Genomic DNA, 15,889 nt, shown 5'->3' on the forward strand with positions numbered 1-15,889 from the left:
TCAACTGGGAATGGATACGGCTCTTTCTTTTTGCGCGGTTTCTTGGTGGTCATCGTGTCGATCATGGAGCATCCCTTTCGGTATTATTTCATGACCCCGTTTCACACAGAAATTCTTACAGGCTCCAAGGGTCGCACATTTATTGCGACCTATCGTTTCCATCATTTCGAAGCCTTCACCAACAGTCTTTGCCTTGACGCGATCGCACCGGGTGCGTCTTTCGTGCTTCATATTGCCTCCATGAGTATTAGCATCCATCCCGCCACCGATTAGCATGCCATCGCCACCACCGTTTAGCATCCAGAACCCACCAGCGGTCGCATGCGAAACCACCACTTGATGGCAAAGTTAGTAGCGTGTGTTGTCCTGACGCTGGGGGACATGCGCTTGACCGGCGGCTCACGCCAGCGGACCTTCAGGATTTAGCTAAACCGCTTCCTGACCAGCGAGCCCGGGCAAGTCGTAGTGCCTCAACAAAGTCAGGCAGGTCAACCCACGTCTTTTCTTCCATGTGTTCAACCCATCCGTGCCCGTCGTTGTCTGCCCACACTCGACCGCCCTCAATAACATATTTGCCATCACGGGCCTCAATCCCATAACTTGTGACAGCGCATTGCCGCCCCTTCCAATAGACGGGTTCGTGGAGTGCCTCTCCTGTAACGGGTACATCAGTTTTTGACTCGTAGGCTGGCGGTTCGGTTGTTTGAAGTGCCCGTCCGGAAAGCGCCTTAAGTTCACTCTTCGTTGCCATCGTGTTTCTCCTTTTGTGTTTATCGATGAGCGTCTGCGTCTGGTCGAACGTGGTTAATTAGGAAATTATTCCTCAACACCACTTATCGGTATCACGCAAACTTATGCAACTGCCTTGCCTAACGCCGCCTCCATGCCAGGACGATTGCGTACCAGCGGTCGGGACCAGATCTAGCGAACATACATTCTTGCTTGATGATAGACTCGCATGTTTGCATCGATTTTTCGTTCACTGAATTCATTTCTCGTTGAGACTGCTATTGGCTAGTTCCTCATACCCCAAACAAGCCTGCGAGTTGCCATATTAATTTTCGTTCGAGACAATCGGATGAAATTTTGACAGCGACCTAAGAAGTAAGATCGGCATTTTTAGCTCAAACGACGATAGATACTTCGTGATTATAAGAGACACATTAGTATCCACCTGATTCAATAATACTTCACCCCAATGATCGGGTGAATATCGCATAAAATTACTTAATATACTAGTCAATAAAAAATGTAAGCAAATTTCAGGTAATACTACGGGAAAGAATGGGTTTTCAACGTACCATAATCGTCCACGAATATCTGAATAAATTGTTGCCTGCGCAGTATGCTCGTCTGCGGTAGGAATCGTAACTATCGTTTTACCATGTCGTTCGGATATCTTAAATCCTGGGAACGACTGCTCTACATCACTAGTGGGGGGCCTAGAAATGCCATCTCCAATTTGCAGCTCCCATGATGTGGATCTGCGGTCAGAAACAGGGCTAATTTCTAGCGGATGAGTCCTTGAGTTCCGTCCAGTCGTGATTTTATAGTAATCCCGAATTTCTGGAACCATGCTTAAAAAAGTACCGGCACTGACAGTGAATCTATTTTTAAAAAATTCAAGTATAGATTGCTCGCTACTTTGAGCATAATCAACATCCCGAGTTCGAATCGAGTTTGAAGGAAAAGAAACCAGTAAATCGCTAAAAGTTCCGTGTGGCATATCCCCACCAAACTGCGCCTGAATGTAATTCGGCAAGTAATTCATTCCATGCGATCCAGGAAGATTTTCAAGCTTAAATCGGATCGGATTATTTAAAATAATAATCGCATATGCATATGCGGTCAATGAGTAAAACAGAGTGAGCGGCTTCACCATCAGTGGGCCGCTTCTGCTACTTAAATAGAGCTCCCGTCCCTGACGCATACAGTTTTTCAGTCTACGGGCTTCGTCAGAAGTTATCCCAGAGTTTTTTTCCGTCCCCGTAGTACGTTTTCGAACTTTATATAATTCACGAACCAAGTCTGAATTTTCAATATTCTCTAGAAGCTCTACTGCGGGCGCAGGAAAATTCAGTTCGTCTAAGAGAATAAGATCGATATTACTTTTTACCCCGACTCTCGCATTAATTTCGTTGTGTAAGAGAAACAAGTTTCTTGCATTCAGGAATTCTTGATTCAGTTCTGGTTCAAGTTTTTTTTCTGAATAGAAGTTTTTAAGATTTCCATTATATTTTTCTTGACCATCCTTTCCAATCGACTTCCATTCTGCCAAAGCGGAGTCTCTTTGCTTCTGATAATTTGCATAGTCAAATGTCGAATCGAAAGGGGGCTTATTTTGTGCGGATATACGCTCACAGCTATCCTTTAAAATTTCTTCGATTTCCATAACCATTCTTTCTAAAAATTAACAGATGAGCTCAGGATTGGGTAATTCTTAATTATTAAATTATTAAATTATTCTTACTCGAATTTGCTATCAATACGTCCGTGTGGCAGCTTTTGGCCGAACTCGACCACCGGTCATAGAGGATATCATCTTGCTCATCTGAAAAATACGCGAAATCTCACAAGTCCGAGTGGTGGTGGTCAGTGATACACGGACGGCGATTTATGAGATTCGCTGACGGCAGTGCTGGGGAGGCTGACTTGGGTAAACTGAGGCAACTAGCCAAGTGGCGGTCTCAGATGCTAAATGGTGGTGGTTTCGCCATGCTAAACAGTGGCGGTCTGCGCATGCTAAATGGGGGCGGTTGGATGCTAATACTCACCTCGACGGCTAAGCATGGAATATAGGCGGCTACGTCAGCCCGCGAAAAGGCCTGCGAATTCGCCGACTGTCAGCATATGCTTGGCGCTACATTAGCTGGCGTTTATCACGTCGTCCATCAAATCCCGGATAGGCCAATTCTTGAAGAAGAACTGATTGTTACCTGGGAAACGGCTAACCCCGAGCAGAGACCTGGCCTCATGATTTTGGTTGAGCTCTGCTAACAGACCTGTGTTTGGGGAAAATATTTTCTGACGAAGTTCATTCTTTGCTCGAATTTTCTGGCCGCTCCCATAAGACACGCTGGTGGTTTCCCCGAGTACTTCTATACTTTGCCACCTATTCTTGAAGATCATGCCGTGTGCTTCGACTTCGTGGAGCGCATCCCACGCGATTTCGAACTCTTTATCGAATTTCTCGACGGCTGCGGCGGCTCGTATCGTGAGCGAAGCAAACGTCTCCTGTGTCACGGCTTGGCCGGGGCAGATGTAGACACTGTATCCCGCCGGCGTCTCCGGACACGAGATAGTTAAGGCATCCTCGTAGGCGGCTTGCTTGCGGTGATCGGCGGCCCAAGCTTTTCCGCTGTCCTGCGCTATTTTGTACTTAGCGTCGATTAGCAAGAGGCCACCAATGTGCTTGCGCATTGCATCTTCTAACGATTCGAACTGCCCGTATCGCCAGAAAGCTCCTGGACCCGTTTCCCAGTCGCCAAGGCGGCGCAGCATCGCACAGACCTCAGGGCGGTTAAAGTCAGGTAATTGCGCTGCCCCGAACTGCAAGGTAGTCTTACTAAGTTTCGCCACATCCACGTTTGGCGACGACGGTGGTGTTGTCGTTCGAAAGTACGCCCGGACTGGCACCGTATCGGTGGTAACCAGAAAGTGGTGCGTACCTGAGAGCGTCATGACAACCGGACCCTCTCGTAAGGTTAGCACTTCAATCCAACTCAAGCCCTTTTCGGCGGTGGACTCCAGTTCGAACTCTGCCGGATGCAAGATTGCATCGGGATACGGGTGCCCTAGTACCCTTCCGTTTTTCAGGAATGCGCTCCAATCTGTGCTGTTTTTACAAAGTACGCGCTCATCCGATAGCGGATGCTGAAACCCAGTGCTCTGCAGTGCATCGTCGGTGTCAGATGAAAGATTGCCGTTTTCCACCCAGCAAAGGCGCTTCTTGAATGGCTCAAACGTCACAAGACGCGTCAGAACCAACCATTCCCACACGGGCCAGAAACCGTCGAGTCCCCAGAGGATCCCATTGCCATGCGGCGTGTCAGCGGGGGGATACAGGAACCGCTCCACTGCGTCGTAGAGGCTGTGATAATCCTCATCCTTAAGTGCGGTCACTTGGTCGATGACGTCAAGTTTTTCCCTGAGCGCGTCGCGAGTGCGTTGCCATTCATCCGCCTCCCAACAACTCGCAGTGGGCCACAGGTGTTTGACTTCAAACTTTTCGGCCAAGACGTTAATGTCGTCCTGCAAAGGATCAGGGTCACGATCTGCCCAGACATGCTCGCGTAGGTCTCGAAGTACAAAGCAGTAAAGGCCGACAATGTCTGATGGCAGCACAGTGAGAGTGGCCACAGCCTGGAACGCTGAGTCGTCAAAAAAAGTGTCGTCATTCTGATAGATGCGTCCAGCATCTGTACGGTCAAAATGCCGTAAATCAGAGGGAGCGCTGTCAGTCAGACGTAGTCGCCGATCCAGGCTAAGTATTGCGAGCTCGTCAAACACGTCCAGCAAGCTGTCAAAGACATCGAAGTGACGGTAGTAGTACACATCGCCTTCGTCATGGCGAACAATCCATTCCCGCCCCGCTTGCACCATCGGGCCGGCGTCTTCATGTACCTGGGCTCCTTTTTTTTGCCGATCCTGATTGCGTTGCGCTATTGATCGAAAGCTCCGAAACAGCTTAAAGAATGTAATGTGCAGATCACGAGCAGTCTCATATGATCGCTGGACTTGAGGCATAGGGTACCCCAACGGTAAGCGAAATATCAGGTCGTCTCCATGTGTGTGAAGACCGACGAAAGCATAAGACTGAGAAGAGACGGACGACGTCTCTCCCGCGATTTCAAATACAACGCGGCTATAGTCCATCGGGATTGCCCATGGCCTTTACGAATCCATTAGCCTTAGCTGCAAAATCTCCGAAGCTATGCAGCTTTGAGGTTTTCAGCGCCGTCTCCAGAGGTGATTTGTCGCGTGCAAATACGCTGTCCCACAAGTGAAACATCACCTTCGCAAGATCTCGACCCAGCATGCTCTTGTTCGCATTCCTATCAGTACCCTTGATGAAGCGAGGGCCCAGCAGCTTATCGTCGAGCCGTCGAATTGCAGTCCCATTATTCTTGATGAAAAGGTTCACCATTTTTCGGAATTCCTTCCATTCCAATTGTGGCGGCGTGTCAATGCTTAGAATATCCCCATCCTCAGTCATATATTCCCAATCCCATCGCCGCTTAAATGCCGAGTCCATGTAGTAAATCGACTCGTCAGACGTGTTGATTGTGGCGAGGATGTAAAGGTTAGGGGGCAATTGAATCTTATAGGTCAGTCGCTCCTTGTTGTCGCGGGTCTCCATGATCTTGTCTTTAATCCCACCCAGCAGATCGCTAATGTCTACCGACTTGTGGTGGTTAGACTTCAGCTTGACTTGGGCGCCTGCGATGTTGATTTCAAAGGCATCAGGCAGCAATTGCTGGAGAAAAGACTCATACTCCATGGAAGAAAGGCTGATGGGGTAGGATGACCAGCCCTCGTTATCCCGATCGAGCAGATTAAATACGCTGCCGAAGATTGCTGCTGCATTGCCTCGATTGAGTTCGTCAATCACAAGCAGAACATTCTCCTTGTTCGGCAACCGCTTGTAAGCCTCTGACAGTGCAATCAGAAAGTGGCCGGGGCGATACGCATAGCGCACTTTTCCGTCCGAAGTGCTCGTTGGCAGGAGCCTCCCCACGAAGTCACCGTAGGTATATTCCGGGTGAAACACAGTATTGATGATCTGCTCACTCGAATTGATTTGTAGTTTCGCAGCGTAGCAGTCCTCCGCATATGCGTTATCTTCTCGGCCGTGGATTTTGTATGACTTACCAGTCCCTGGGGGGCCGAAAATGATCATCTGAAGAGGAGGTGCATTGCCGTCAATCTGCGCGGCATTGTCCGAATTAACTGTGGTCATGAAAGTCTCGTGGTGGTCAGTGCTTGAGCGAGCAATAGGCTGCGTAACGATTTCGACGTCTGGCGCACGGTTGAATATTCGCTTACGCTGTACGCGTGCGAGCGTTCGCCATCGCATATAGATTGTGATTTGGCCCCGATAGGTGGCTCAGGCAATTGATAAAAGAGGGCATTGCGGTCACTGGGCTCAGGTGGCAGCAAAATCCGGTTTATTTTCTCATCCCGACCGCGTTGGCGCATGGCAGTGCTGTTGCAGCTCGGCGATGCGGAGTGGCTTTCCATGAAAACCTTCATTGCTTGCTGAGCGATACCTAACGGCAGGGATTTAAAAACCATACCAGCTTGCTTACAGTAATGTCAAATTACGAGAGCCCGATATTTTCGTCCATATCCCGGTGCTATCAACGCGAGGAGCGGGGCTCTCAGCACGCGCTATAATTTTCTTAGCCGTCCACTAGATGGTAGTTGTCAAGATTGAGAGCTAACCTGCCTGCTACGTTCAGCATTTCCTTTGTCGTCTAACTACTCTCTGGCAGAGAACTAAACTTTATTTAAATCCAAGGTCTTGAAGCCGACTGCTGTGTTTTTCTTGTGCTTCTCTAATTTTTGCTAGTTGCGTCTCGCTCAAAGTGTCCATTTTGGTGGAGTAGAGCAGGGCCGAATCGGAAAGTATGTACTGAAGCTCTTTTGGGATCTGATTGACTTTGTTAAAGTTCCCTCCATTCGAGGCAATCTCTAACGGAGCCCAAGATGGTTCTATAGGCGTGTCCTTATCGTCAATGTCACCTAAATCAGCGAACACATGAAACGGCCCCATTTGCACATAAACGAAATACCTAGCCTGTTTCTGGTCTCTACTTGACGCATTAACGCCATGGCTCATCCAAGTTTTGTTTCGTGTGTTCCAGCCTGGTATGAGTTCTAGTTCATGGTGGCGCACGGCATAGAGCCCTTTGTATGCGATTGGCGCTCCTTTGTCCAAGTATCTGCGCCAGTCCTCGACAAGACATAAGACACGCTCCGTTATTCGATGCTTCTCTGGCCCTGCCGCAATATAGCTAAGCGTGCGGAATACGACGGACAGCAGCAGATTGTAAAAATCTTTGGTGTACGATTCACTGAAAGTGCCCTCAAAGTAAGGTTCAAAGTGGTTGATCATGAAAGCTCTCTCCCAGTCTCCGAACTTGTGTTCGCAGCCACGACAGAGGAGTGGGTATTTGGCTGTGTCTTGGACTGGACGATTAACGTTTTCCGTTCCGCGTAGCTTCAGGGAGCCTACAAACTCCCCGATGTGCCGCGACACTGAGCGCGGTATTACATGGCTGCAAACCTGTGGGGGCTCTTCTTGGCAGAGAACGCAAAGGGCGGGGACAGTCATTCCCGCTTTTAAGCAGTCTCCAAATTGCCTATCGTGCTCGGTATTTTGTCGATGAGTATCCAAGTTTTTCTTCGCATTAGTGGCCGTAGTTCATAGGATACGACGGTCTGGGGTTTTTTTTCAATATGCCAAGCAGATAATCTTGAGTTTGCAGTTCTTTTTTTTTAGCCTTGAATCGCCACGACTATTGTTGACACTTCTGAGCCATAATTTAGGCAAAGGTATTTTTGAACGGCTCGCGGGTGCCTATGAGACTTGTGGCGACTCATCGCTGGTCTTTTCCTGCGTGGAGAATTCTGGCTGAAACTGAACCATCATGTTCGCTTGCAAGCGGGTAGATTCATCAACCGAAAGAAAGTCGATGCGTCCGTTCGGTAGCATTCGAACCCGTTGCAGACCGTCGATACCACGAACTACGTTCTCAGAGAAAAACATTTTCCCTTGTCGTAGCTGTTCGCGGAGCAGATGTAGACGGCGCTCGAACTCGGCGCGCGTCTCCGGGGTTTTCATTGGAATCATCATGGTGCTAGTGTAATTTTTTTAGTTTGTTGTCTATTACGATGACAGGTTTCTGATCAACCATCACTGTCCAGACCAAAGAGCTTCCTGTAGCAAGTTTGATCGCAGTTTTACGAACTCCAAGCATACACCCTTCGTTTTCAGGTTTGCCGACATTCTGGACTTCGAACGATCGCCCATTTCGCCATGTCTTTTGAATGATGTCGCTGTCGGCTGCGCCAACCGCGCTCAAGAAAGACGGCACTGGAACTGCTGGCGGGAACGCACCGAATAGAGCTTGCGTTGGATCTGGCCTCAAGCAGGTTGGTCCTAGGATATCTGTCAGCTCCTCAATTTTTGGGGCATCCTTAGTCTGGAACCTGGCCTTCACGGACGCTGAGTAAGCCTTCCTTCCTTCGTGGGGGGACGGGATCAAGGTGGCAAAAACTTCAAGGAATTGGGATTTATCTCCGCTCCCGTCATTGACGAACTCGCAGTAGTGCAGGAAGTAATGATCAACATCTCCTTTGCGCGTGTGGCTGTCGATGATAGGTCTCCCCAGATTCCCCAATCACCGTCCTGAAACTCTCGGAGTGTTGCCACAGCCTCTTTGCGGGCCGCAGCGAAATTTCGATTTTTGAGATTGTCTTCGGCGGTTTTTAGTTTTTGTGCTGCGGACTTGGTGGCTGACCGCCGGCCGAAGAGTCCTGGCATGAATATTTTTTCATCCAGATTACTCTCATTATCTGGCAGGGTCTTTGAATCTTGGGCCTCTTCGATTTTTTTCTCAATTCGAACTGAATTTCCAAGAATTGAATCAACCGACGCCTGAAATTCTGTCCGCTCACTTTCAGATATTTCTGTGGCTATGATGAGAGCCAGTCGTTCGCGCATTGCCGCTTGTTGCGTTGTATCGTTTTCCTGTTTGATCGCGTTAGAAAATGCGGAAGCGTAGTCTTTGATGTGCCTCTTGTCGCCGCAAAGGAATAACGAACTCATCTAGAGTGACTCCTTCAGTGTTCGCAAATCGGTACTCGTGCAGTGCTTGGTTCACTGCTCCCAGTAGATCGAATACTTCGTCATGATGCTCGCCTTTGAGATAGCCCCCTGAATCACCGGACACAGCCTATGCGTTATTCTTACGGATAGGAATAGGACTGTGCATATGACTAGGAACAAGCAAACAATCGAAGTAGTGACCGTGAGCCAGGAACGCCGGCGGCGCTGGTCTGCCGAGGAAAAGGCGACGCTGGTGCGCGAGACGTACGAACCGGGCATGAGCGTATCGCTGGTCGCGCGCAAACACGGCGTGGGTGCCAGCCAACTGTTCAACTGGCGCAAGCTTGAACGCGAAGGCGCGCTGACGGCCGTCAGTGCTGGTGAGTCTGTGGTGCCGGCCAGCGAACTGGCCGCCGCTCGCGCCCAGATCGCGCAACTGCAACGGATGCTGGGCAAAAAGACAATGGAAGCGGAGATCCTGAAGGAGGCCGTCGAGTTCGCTCGCGAAAAAAAGTGGATTGCGCGCTCGCCCTTGTTGGACAAGGACGGCCAGTGAAGGCGGTCTGTTCGGCGCTGGGCGTGGCGCGCTCGAATGTGTGCACCAAGGCGGCGCGCCCGAGCGACTGGGTTGACGGGCGTACCGTGCAGACGTTCCACCAGCCTGCTGATGCCATCCTGGTCGACGCGGTGCGTGCCGAAATCACAGCGCTGCCGACGTACGGCTATCGCAGGGCCGGCGCCCTGGTGAATCGAACGCGAGCCTTGATGGGGCTGCTGCCGTCGATCAACCACAAACGATTTTATCGGGTGATGAAGGAGCACCGCCTGTTGCTGCCGAAGGCGCCAAAACGCCGCGTCAGCAGCCGCGTTCACGACGGCGTTGTTGCGGTGCCCGAGCCGAATCAGCGCTGGTGTTCGGACGGTTTTGAGATTGCCTGCAACAACGGCGAGGTCGTGACCGGTGTGTTTATGAAGGACTGCTGTGACCGGGAAATCATCGCGTGGCGTGCATGGGCCGACCGTGGTCTGCCAGGAGAGCTCGTACGCGACATGCTGGTCGAAGCGGTCGAGGCCCGCTTTGGCCAGGCCAACATCGGCTCGACGAAACTAGAGTTCTTGAGCGACAATGGCGGCGCCTATCGGGCCCATGAAACGCATGCCTTGGCACGCGAGATGGGACTGGAGCCGATTCATACGCCGGTGTGCAGCCCGCAGTCGAACGGGATCGCGGAAAGCTTCGTGAACACCTTTAAACGGGACTACGTGAGTCTGATGGACCGCAGCAGCGCCGAAGTCGTGCTCGCCCAACTGCCAGACGCCTTTACGCATTTCAATGAGGTTCATCCGCACTCGTCGTTAAAGTTGAAATCGCCTCGCATGTTCAGGAGGGAGCTGCTTCGCCGGGCTCAGGAAAGCGGCGTTAATTAGGCGATAGGATGTGTCCGGTCATAAGGGGGCAAGATCACTAGCCGTTACAGCGAGACGCAACGCGCTGGACCTGAATCTATCGATTCCTGGCGAGAGGCCGTCGCTACAACTTTCAACGAAGTTAAGCGAGCTAACTGAATTAGGACCGACCCAACGCCACCAGCACCATTGATGATCAGCAAAGCATCGTCACTGGTATTCTTCCAATCTGGCGTCTCAAGGCGCTCAAACAGAATCTCCCAAGCGGTGAGCGCAGTCAAAGGCAAAGCAGCCGCATCTGCAAATGATAGGGTGGTAGGCTTGGCGCACGGATACTTCGAATTGTACGTAACGATCTGACCAGAATGGTTCATTGCTCTTGTCCATGATCGCACAGGCGCAGCCGGCGCATAAATTTGGTTCGCGCATTGTGGTGTTAGGCACTTTTCGTAGCCAAACTGGTGTCTTCGCCGAGTCGTGGCAGCGCATCTTGCTGGTCCGCGTCGGGCAGCAAGTTGCGTGCGCCGTAAAGAACATTTTCAGTTCATTCTGTTCAGCCCACGCGACAGCTTCTCTCCACTTCTCCGATGTCGGCAGTTCGCGAACCTCAGCCCGCAGTTTTTTCAGAGCCTGATCCAGTTGTTCTCCCATGCGACCGGAAACTTTACTCTTTCCCACGATGATTTCAAACACCGCGAGATTAGTTCTTTGCGTGGACATGGAATCCAGTTCTCCCAACAGAAGCGGATTGCGACCGATGTAGCCACCTTCCGTCATTGCTAGGCTCATGTGATGGAATTGCATCTGAATCGCAGGCAGTAGCCGGGAATCGCACGCCAGTGTGAACTGCGCCCATGCCTTGCGCAGCATGTGCGTCCTGAACATTTTCCCTTTATTTTGGCGCCAGCTCACGAGATCATTATCCTCAGTCTTGCGCGCACTTTCGTCCGGCAATCCGGATAGATCGACCCAGCGGTTGATGAAACGCTGTATCGCGTGGTTGGCTTGCGCAAATGACATCCCACCCAAGCTCTCAATGGGAGAGTACAGTGAGCCACCTTGATGACCAGATAGGACCAACTTGTCGGTGCTAGCGCAAGCGCGCCAAGGTTCATGCAGTTGGTTTAGGATATGAAGTGCACGCACCGCCAGAGGCGTTTCGTTGCTTCCGAGAGGGCGCATGCCCAAGACCCAGTCCACTGAGCGAGGTAATCCCTCTTCAGTCTTCGATAGCACAGAACGGATGACGAACCACTCATACAACCCAGTAGCGCTCAGCTCTAAGCGCACCCCTTTCGGAAGGCCGGTATCCTTATCCGTTCCAGCTAATATCCCCAGCAATTCCGATATTCGCATACCGGATGTCGCCTGAACAATGATTACGGCAGCAGTCCGCACCGCCTCCCACAATTCCTTGATCCGGGTAATTCTTGCGCTGCGACGTTCCGACGACTTCTCATATGCGTAATTGAGAGGTTTGTGCCACGGCTTGCTGTCGCCTTCCAGAATGCTAAATTCAAACGTTTCTAGAAATCGCTTGGTGCGCTTTAGTCTTGAGGGGCCTGTTGTGCCAGCTCTAAGGAGATATTTCTTAGTACCGTTCGATTTATTCACCTCGATCTTAGTACCGGCAATTGGGTCGCGCACTACTTCGAGCAGTCTGAGCACGTCGTCGGCTGGCGAGCCGAGGAACCACGCAGCTTTGTTAAGCAGAGGGATGCACACCTCGTCTGGCAAAGGCTTTATCCATCCTACCGCCTTTGTGGCCAAACCTTTCGCCACAGCATATGCGCCGGTGCCGTCGAATGGATGCTGTGGCAAAGACTCCACTCCCAGGCTGCGCAGCGCACGCCGTTGATCCCAAAGATGTACTAGGGACGTGAGCGCCAAGGTCGCGGTAGTCACGCCGATTTCTCCGTCATTCGTTCGAGCCGCTAAGATGCTTGGCAACTGATCAACATAGTCTCTCACTACAGCGGGCGTCAATTCATGAGGGTAATGGTATCCAGCGTCGCTCATCCATGAAAGCAGCCAACGGAATTGCTTTTCAATTCGAGACATTGACCCTGCACCTAACCTGTGTCCACTGGAGGGTAGTAGTAGCTGGCTGAGTACCAGTTTTTTTGCCCAGCGAAGACGTGCAGTATGCTGGACGTCGGTAAGGCTACTCCCATCGAACAATTTTACCGTCCAACGCAGCGTCGAGTAATGCGCGATTGAGCCCGGTGTCGTATTGATGAAAAACCAGACGTCGTCTTTGAACTGGCTCTTTTCGCTAACGTTGTATTGATCGAGTTCCTCGTCACACATGTTGCGAATTTTCTTTTGCTCAGGCGTTTCACTCGCAGCGTGTTGCCGATTAGTCGATTTCATATTGTTATCCGACGTTCGGAAGATTGATCGAAATATCGCGGGATGCTTCGAGTACTGTCTGCGGAATCCATGCGCGAAGTGCTGTCAGGTCCGCCAGGATCGGCGTCCAACGTTCGACCCATGTACTGGCGCTCATATTGGCCTGGCTCCGATAGATAGCTGTTTCGAGTGCCCTGTAGTGTGCAACGCTCAGCGGATCACCGGGGTGCGCGGCCGCAAGTGGGCATGACGGACAACCACCATAGTCTCCGCATAGCTTGCCCGGCTTCTGGTTCGGTCGCGGTGAGTCGAACGGATCAAGGCACGAGAACCCTGGGGTGGCGGCGCCCTTATCCTGCCCTGGAGTGAGGCGCCGAGGATCGATCACGCCGTTCGATCTTAGCCAGCGTTCGCGCAATAGGATGATTTGACCGATACGCTCACGATAACGAGTCTTGACCCCGCCACTTGTGTAGTGCGTCCAGGTGGTTGCTGGGTTACAGTGATTGCCGACCTTGCGAGCCGTTTCAAGGCTACCATCCATAAACTGAACAAGATCCAGTATGCTGGGGCGCAACTGGTTTAACGTGAATGGAATGAGTCTGTTGTCTTTGATAAAGTTCTTTAACGCTTTCGGCCAGGCGCAACTATCCGAATTGTTCCGGGGTTCCTTGTGAGATTCGCCGCAGAACCCCGTCGGTTGTCTTGAGTTACTTCGTGGAACGTAGACGAATAGCTTATCCGCACTATCCTGCGCAAGATGTGGCCTGATGCGTAACGTGATTTCTCGGAGACAGGCGAGTGTTCGTTTTAGGCTGAGCTGCGATGATACTGCCGCATTTGGATCGAGTAATCGCACTAGATTCCGACTCGCACGGCCCTTTTCTCCGACTATCTCGATAGCCGGAATGCCGGCCTGATCCTTGTCAAAGTCTATATCTCCCCATCTCAGGTTCAGTAACGTCTCTGGATTAAACACGGTGGCGATGGCAATGAGCAGTGCGAATGGTACAAGATCGCGGCTGGATGGGTAGAGATAAGAGTTAATCTCATCTTGCCCGTGTGTATTATGTATCGCCGAAGCCAGAGTGGGGTGCATCGCTCTGATCTCTCTGTTCAATGGGATCACACCAGGGTAGGCTTTGTCCAAAGCGGCGAGGCACGTCGCAAGATCTCGGTAGTCCGCGCGAGTATTTTTTAACTTTCTGCTGGGGTCTACCAAGCGCGTCTGTCCTTCGGCAAGTAAGACTTTTGCGCGTTCAAAGCGCTGTTCAATGGCCAACACTTCATTCTCAGCTGCCTCGAGGATCGCTAGCAGATGTTCTAACCGGAGTACCTCGGTTGGTTCTAATTTTTGTTCCGCTCCCGCAGGTCCCAAAGGAATCCGCGCCGCGATAGAATTTGCGTCGCGTGCCCACTGACCGATGTTTACCGCAGCAAGCATTGAGCGCAGATCGCTCAATGCTTTACTCACTGTCATAGGATGTAGAGGCTTGCCATGCGTGCCTATTTCCTTTAGAAGACTGTCCTTGAAGCCAGTGAGCAGTTCATCGTCTATTTCATCTGGATAGAGCAAGTTTGACCAAGCTGACTCCAGGTATGCGAAAAAAAAGCGCCGCAATGAATCTCTGCGGCAAATGCGTGTTTTAGGCGAGAGGTTCGCTCCCCAATACAGGAAAGCATCCGTAAACATTGGCTGAAGGTTGGGAAAGCCTAACAGGAAACTCACATCCAAACGGTGTTGTTTGTGCCCCTCGCGTGGCGGGAATATGATGGTCAACGTCAGTTCTCCCGTCAAAGGTGCCACGCCATGTTCAGAGCGAGCTTGGGAAAGGAATTCGATTCTTCCATCCCGCTCCATTTTTGCCTTCGCCTGAACTACGTTGCTGGCAGCCGAAGATGTCTTCTTTCCTTTGTGCATCACGCGCTCCCGAGATCGTGGAGAAAACAGCATTGTTGTCATAGTCCGAGAAGCCGTCTCGTGTCGAGCAGGCCTGGCTGGTCAGCGAATATCTCGACATGCGACAGGTAAATGTCGATTGTCGTTTGAAGCTTACTATGACCAAGTTGGGCTTGTATTTTCTTCCATGGTTCGGCGTTACCATTAGCTCGTTCGGCGTGATAAGTCAGAACAGCATATGTGTGCCGCAGGTCGTGTATCGAATGTCGCGGTCTCTTGTATGTGAATTTTCTACCCGTTTCCGGGTCGGTCTTCTCGACGATCGATACTAGTCCCAAGTCCAGGCAAGCGTTTCTAAAAATTTTCTGTAGCGCGGCATTCGTGATTGGTTTTCCGGCTTTGCCAGAGTGCTCATGTCCCAATAGCAAGCGTGTGGGGGGAGACCTCGTCTTGGTCACGCATGCCCGTATTGAGGCAGCGCGTTCGCCGTCCATATATGCTTGAACGTCTATGACCAACCAGGTCGGAATCATTACCTGTCGCGTCTTGTTTCCCTTCCCTAAAACGGTGAGAGCCATGCCAACAAAAGGCGTGTATGGATCAGGAACGAGGGTCATAAATTGCAATGTGGTTAGGCTGTTGATTTCGTTTAGCCTTAAACCAACCACCCATCCCAGATCGCAGATCAGGCGGTCGCGAGCCATGCGTTGATCACCATCGCGAGCACCAGCCTGGGGGCCCATCTGATAGAGCAGGTTTTTCAGGTCGCGCGCTGGCAGTGGATGAATTTTTACTCCCGGACGCACTTTCGGCAACGCCCTGTCCTTGATCTTGAATACGTCTACGTCCCAGGAGGATGCAGTGGCGTCCCTGCTTATTGGCACGTTCTGCGCGCTAGTTATCGGATCTGCAATGCGGAGGTCGCCGTGGTAGGTTCCGCGGTTCGCGCAATGCTGATAGAAGGAGCGCACCACAGCCATGGTATCGCGCACACCGGCCGTACCGAAAGGCATCCCCGTCTTTTGACTAATCGATCCTAGGTAAGCATCCCTGAAATCGGCTCTATCTTGTTCGCTCGCGTTCGGCCATTCACGCTCAATGGCCTGCAAGAATTGGAACCAACTCTTAAGGCAATATGCGGCTTTTGCCCAAGTGTGTGGACTCGATGTCGAACCGCAGCTAACGTATCGTTCACTCAGGAATTGAGTGGGTTCCTCGAACAGTATCAGCTTGTCATTGGTTTCTAGAAATAGGGCCGGCGCTCCGTGCTTCAAGTCCGGGCAGTCCGTATTGTTGAGGAAAAGGACAATCTCCGCACAAAAAAACATGTTCATCGTCCTGTCCTTCGGTCAAATTTCGCGTGAACAAACATATTGCTAAAGGCTAGTGCAGATTGT

The 15,889-nt window shown here is 51.2% G+C and carries 13 protein-coding genes and 1 pseudogene; 2 read left to right on the plus strand and 12 right to left on the minus strand.

The window, feature by feature from the left end:
- Positions 1-273 (plus strand): hypothetical protein (locus GTP44_RS27640; protein ID WP_229257010.1); only part of this gene is annotated, 273 nt, incomplete at its 5' end.
- A 142-nt stretch (positions 274-415) separates the two neighbouring features.
- Here the strand turns inward: GTP44_RS27640 and GTP44_RS20795 are convergent.
- From GTP44_RS20795 to GTP44_RS20830, 8 genes are all read right to left on the minus strand, one after another.
- The gene (locus GTP44_RS20795; protein ID WP_161020908.1) at positions 416-751 is read right to left on the minus strand and encodes a hypothetical protein; all 336 of its coding nucleotides are present in this window, start codon (positions 749-751) and stop codon (positions 416-418) included.
- A gap of 303 nt (positions 752-1,054) precedes the next feature.
- Positions 1,055-2,392 carry a YaaC family protein gene (locus GTP44_RS20800; RefSeq protein WP_161020909.1) on the minus strand — a complete coding sequence of 446 codons (1,338 nt, stop codon included), beginning with the start codon at positions 2,390-2,392 and terminating at the stop codon, positions 1,055-1,057.
- A 473-nt stretch (positions 2,393-2,865) separates the two neighbouring features.
- Positions 2,866-4,746 (minus strand): hypothetical protein, encoded by a 1,881-nt coding sequence (locus tag GTP44_RS20805; RefSeq protein ID WP_161020910.1) that lies wholly within the window; start codon positions 4,744-4,746, stop codon positions 2,866-2,868.
- Between the two features lie 118 nt (positions 4,747-4,864).
- The gene (locus GTP44_RS20810; protein WP_161020911.1) at positions 4,865-5,959 is read right to left on the minus strand and encodes a 5-methylcytosine-specific restriction endonuclease subunit McrB; all 1,095 of its coding nucleotides are present in this window, start codon (positions 5,957-5,959) and stop codon (positions 4,865-4,867) included.
- A complete protein-coding gene (locus GTP44_RS20815) occupies positions 5,956-6,294 on the minus strand; it encodes a hypothetical protein (RefSeq protein WP_161020912.1) in 339 nt (112 codons plus the stop codon). The genes GTP44_RS20810 and GTP44_RS20815 overlap by 4 nt, the downstream gene beginning before the upstream one ends.
- Before the next feature lie 211 nt (positions 6,295-6,505).
- Positions 6,506-7,117 (minus strand): hypothetical protein, encoded by a 612-nt coding sequence (locus GTP44_RS20820; RefSeq protein WP_161020913.1) that lies wholly within the window; start codon positions 7,115-7,117, stop codon positions 6,506-6,508.
- 465 nt (positions 7,118-7,582) lie between these two features.
- Positions 7,583-7,846 carry an AVAST type 1 anti-phage system protein Avs1c gene (gene avs1c / locus GTP44_RS20825; protein WP_202424166.1) on the minus strand — a complete coding sequence of 88 codons (264 nt, stop codon included), beginning with the start codon at positions 7,844-7,846 and terminating at the stop codon, positions 7,583-7,585.
- Positions 7,847-8,266: 420 nt separating this feature from the next.
- Complete coding sequence (locus GTP44_RS20830) at positions 8,267-8,833, minus strand: hypothetical protein (protein ID WP_161020915.1); 567 nt, start codon at positions 8,831-8,833, stop codon at positions 8,267-8,269.
- 166 nt (positions 8,834-8,999) lie between these two features.
- Between GTP44_RS20830 and GTP44_RS20835 the strand changes: the two genes are divergently transcribed.
- A protein-coding gene (locus GTP44_RS20835; protein ID WP_229257011.1) for an IS3 family transposase occupies positions 9,000-10,261 on the plus strand; the annotation gives its coding sequence in 2 pieces (ribosomal slippage) (positions 9,000-9,339 and positions 9,339-10,261; 1,263 coding nt in all).
- An 80-nt stretch (positions 10,262-10,341) separates the two neighbouring features.
- On the opposite strand, the pseudogene GTP44_RS27645 reads toward GTP44_RS20835, so the two are convergent.
- The 4 genes and pseudogenes from GTP44_RS27645 to GTP44_RS20850 all read right to left on the minus strand — a co-directional run.
- A pseudogene (locus GTP44_RS27645) lies at positions 10,342-10,563 on the minus strand (zinc-binding alcohol dehydrogenase family protein); the annotation flags it as partial.
- Positions 10,487-12,613, minus strand: coding sequence for an integrase (locus GTP44_RS20840; RefSeq protein WP_161020917.1), 2,127 nt, complete (start codon positions 12,611-12,613; stop codon positions 10,487-10,489). The pseudogene GTP44_RS27645 and the gene GTP44_RS20840, both read right to left, overlap by 77 nt.
- Before the next feature lie 4 nt (positions 12,614-12,617).
- Positions 12,618-14,513, minus strand: coding sequence for a site-specific integrase (locus GTP44_RS20845; protein WP_229257012.1), 1,896 nt, complete (start codon positions 14,511-14,513; stop codon positions 12,618-12,620).
- Between the two features lie 38 nt (positions 14,514-14,551).
- On the minus strand, positions 14,552-15,826 hold the full coding sequence (locus GTP44_RS20850) for a tyrosine-type recombinase/integrase (protein WP_229257013.1): 1,275 nt from the start codon (positions 15,824-15,826) through the stop codon (positions 14,552-14,554).
- Between the last annotated feature and the right edge of the window lie 63 nt (positions 15,827-15,889).

Origin of the sequence: Duganella lactea (genome assembly GCF_009857505.1) — a bacterium.
Lineage (GTDB): Bacteria > Pseudomonadota > Gammaproteobacteria > Burkholderiales > Burkholderiaceae_D > Rugamonas > Rugamonas lactea.

Excerpts from the sequence above, each read along its gene's own strand:
- GTP44_RS20815 (WP_161020912.1), bottom strand. The coding sequence starts at position 6,294 with ATGGTTTTTAAATCCCTGCCGTTAGGTATCGCTCAGCAAGCAATGAAG.
- GTP44_RS20805 (WP_161020910.1), bottom strand. The coding sequence starts at position 4,746 with ATGCCTCAAGTCCAGCGATCATATGAGACTGCTCGTGATCTGCACATT.
- GTP44_RS20795 (WP_161020908.1), bottom strand. The coding sequence starts at position 751 with ATGGCAACGAAGAGTGAACTTAAGGCGCTTTCCGGACGGGCACTTCAA.
- avs1c (WP_202424166.1), bottom strand. The coding sequence starts at position 7,846 with ATGAAAACCCCGGAGACGCGCGCCGAGTTCGAGCGCCGTCTACATCTG.
- GTP44_RS20800 (WP_161020909.1), bottom strand. The coding sequence starts at position 2,392 with ATGGAAATCGAAGAAATTTTAAAGGATAGCTGTGAGCGTATATCCGCA.
- GTP44_RS20820 (WP_161020913.1), bottom strand. The coding sequence starts at position 7,117 with ATGATCAACCACTTTGAACCTTACTTTGAGGGCACTTTCAGTGAATCG.
- GTP44_RS20840 (WP_161020917.1), bottom strand. The coding sequence starts at position 12,613 with ATGAAATCGACTAATCGGCAACACGCTGCGAGTGAAACGCCTGAGCAA.
- GTP44_RS20850 (WP_229257013.1), bottom strand. The coding sequence starts at position 15,826 with ATGAACATGTTTTTTTGTGCGGAGATTGTCCTTTTCCTCAACAATACG.
- GTP44_RS20845 (WP_229257012.1), bottom strand. The coding sequence starts at position 14,513 with ATGCACAAAGGAAAGAAGACATCTTCGGCTGCCAGCAACGTAGTTCAG.
- GTP44_RS20810 (WP_161020911.1), bottom strand. The coding sequence starts at position 5,959 with ATGACCACAGTTAATTCGGACAATGCCGCGCAGATTGACGGCAATGCA.
- GTP44_RS20830 (WP_161020915.1), bottom strand. The coding sequence starts at position 8,833 with ATGAGTTCGTTATTCCTTTGCGGCGACAAGAGGCACATCAAAGACTAC.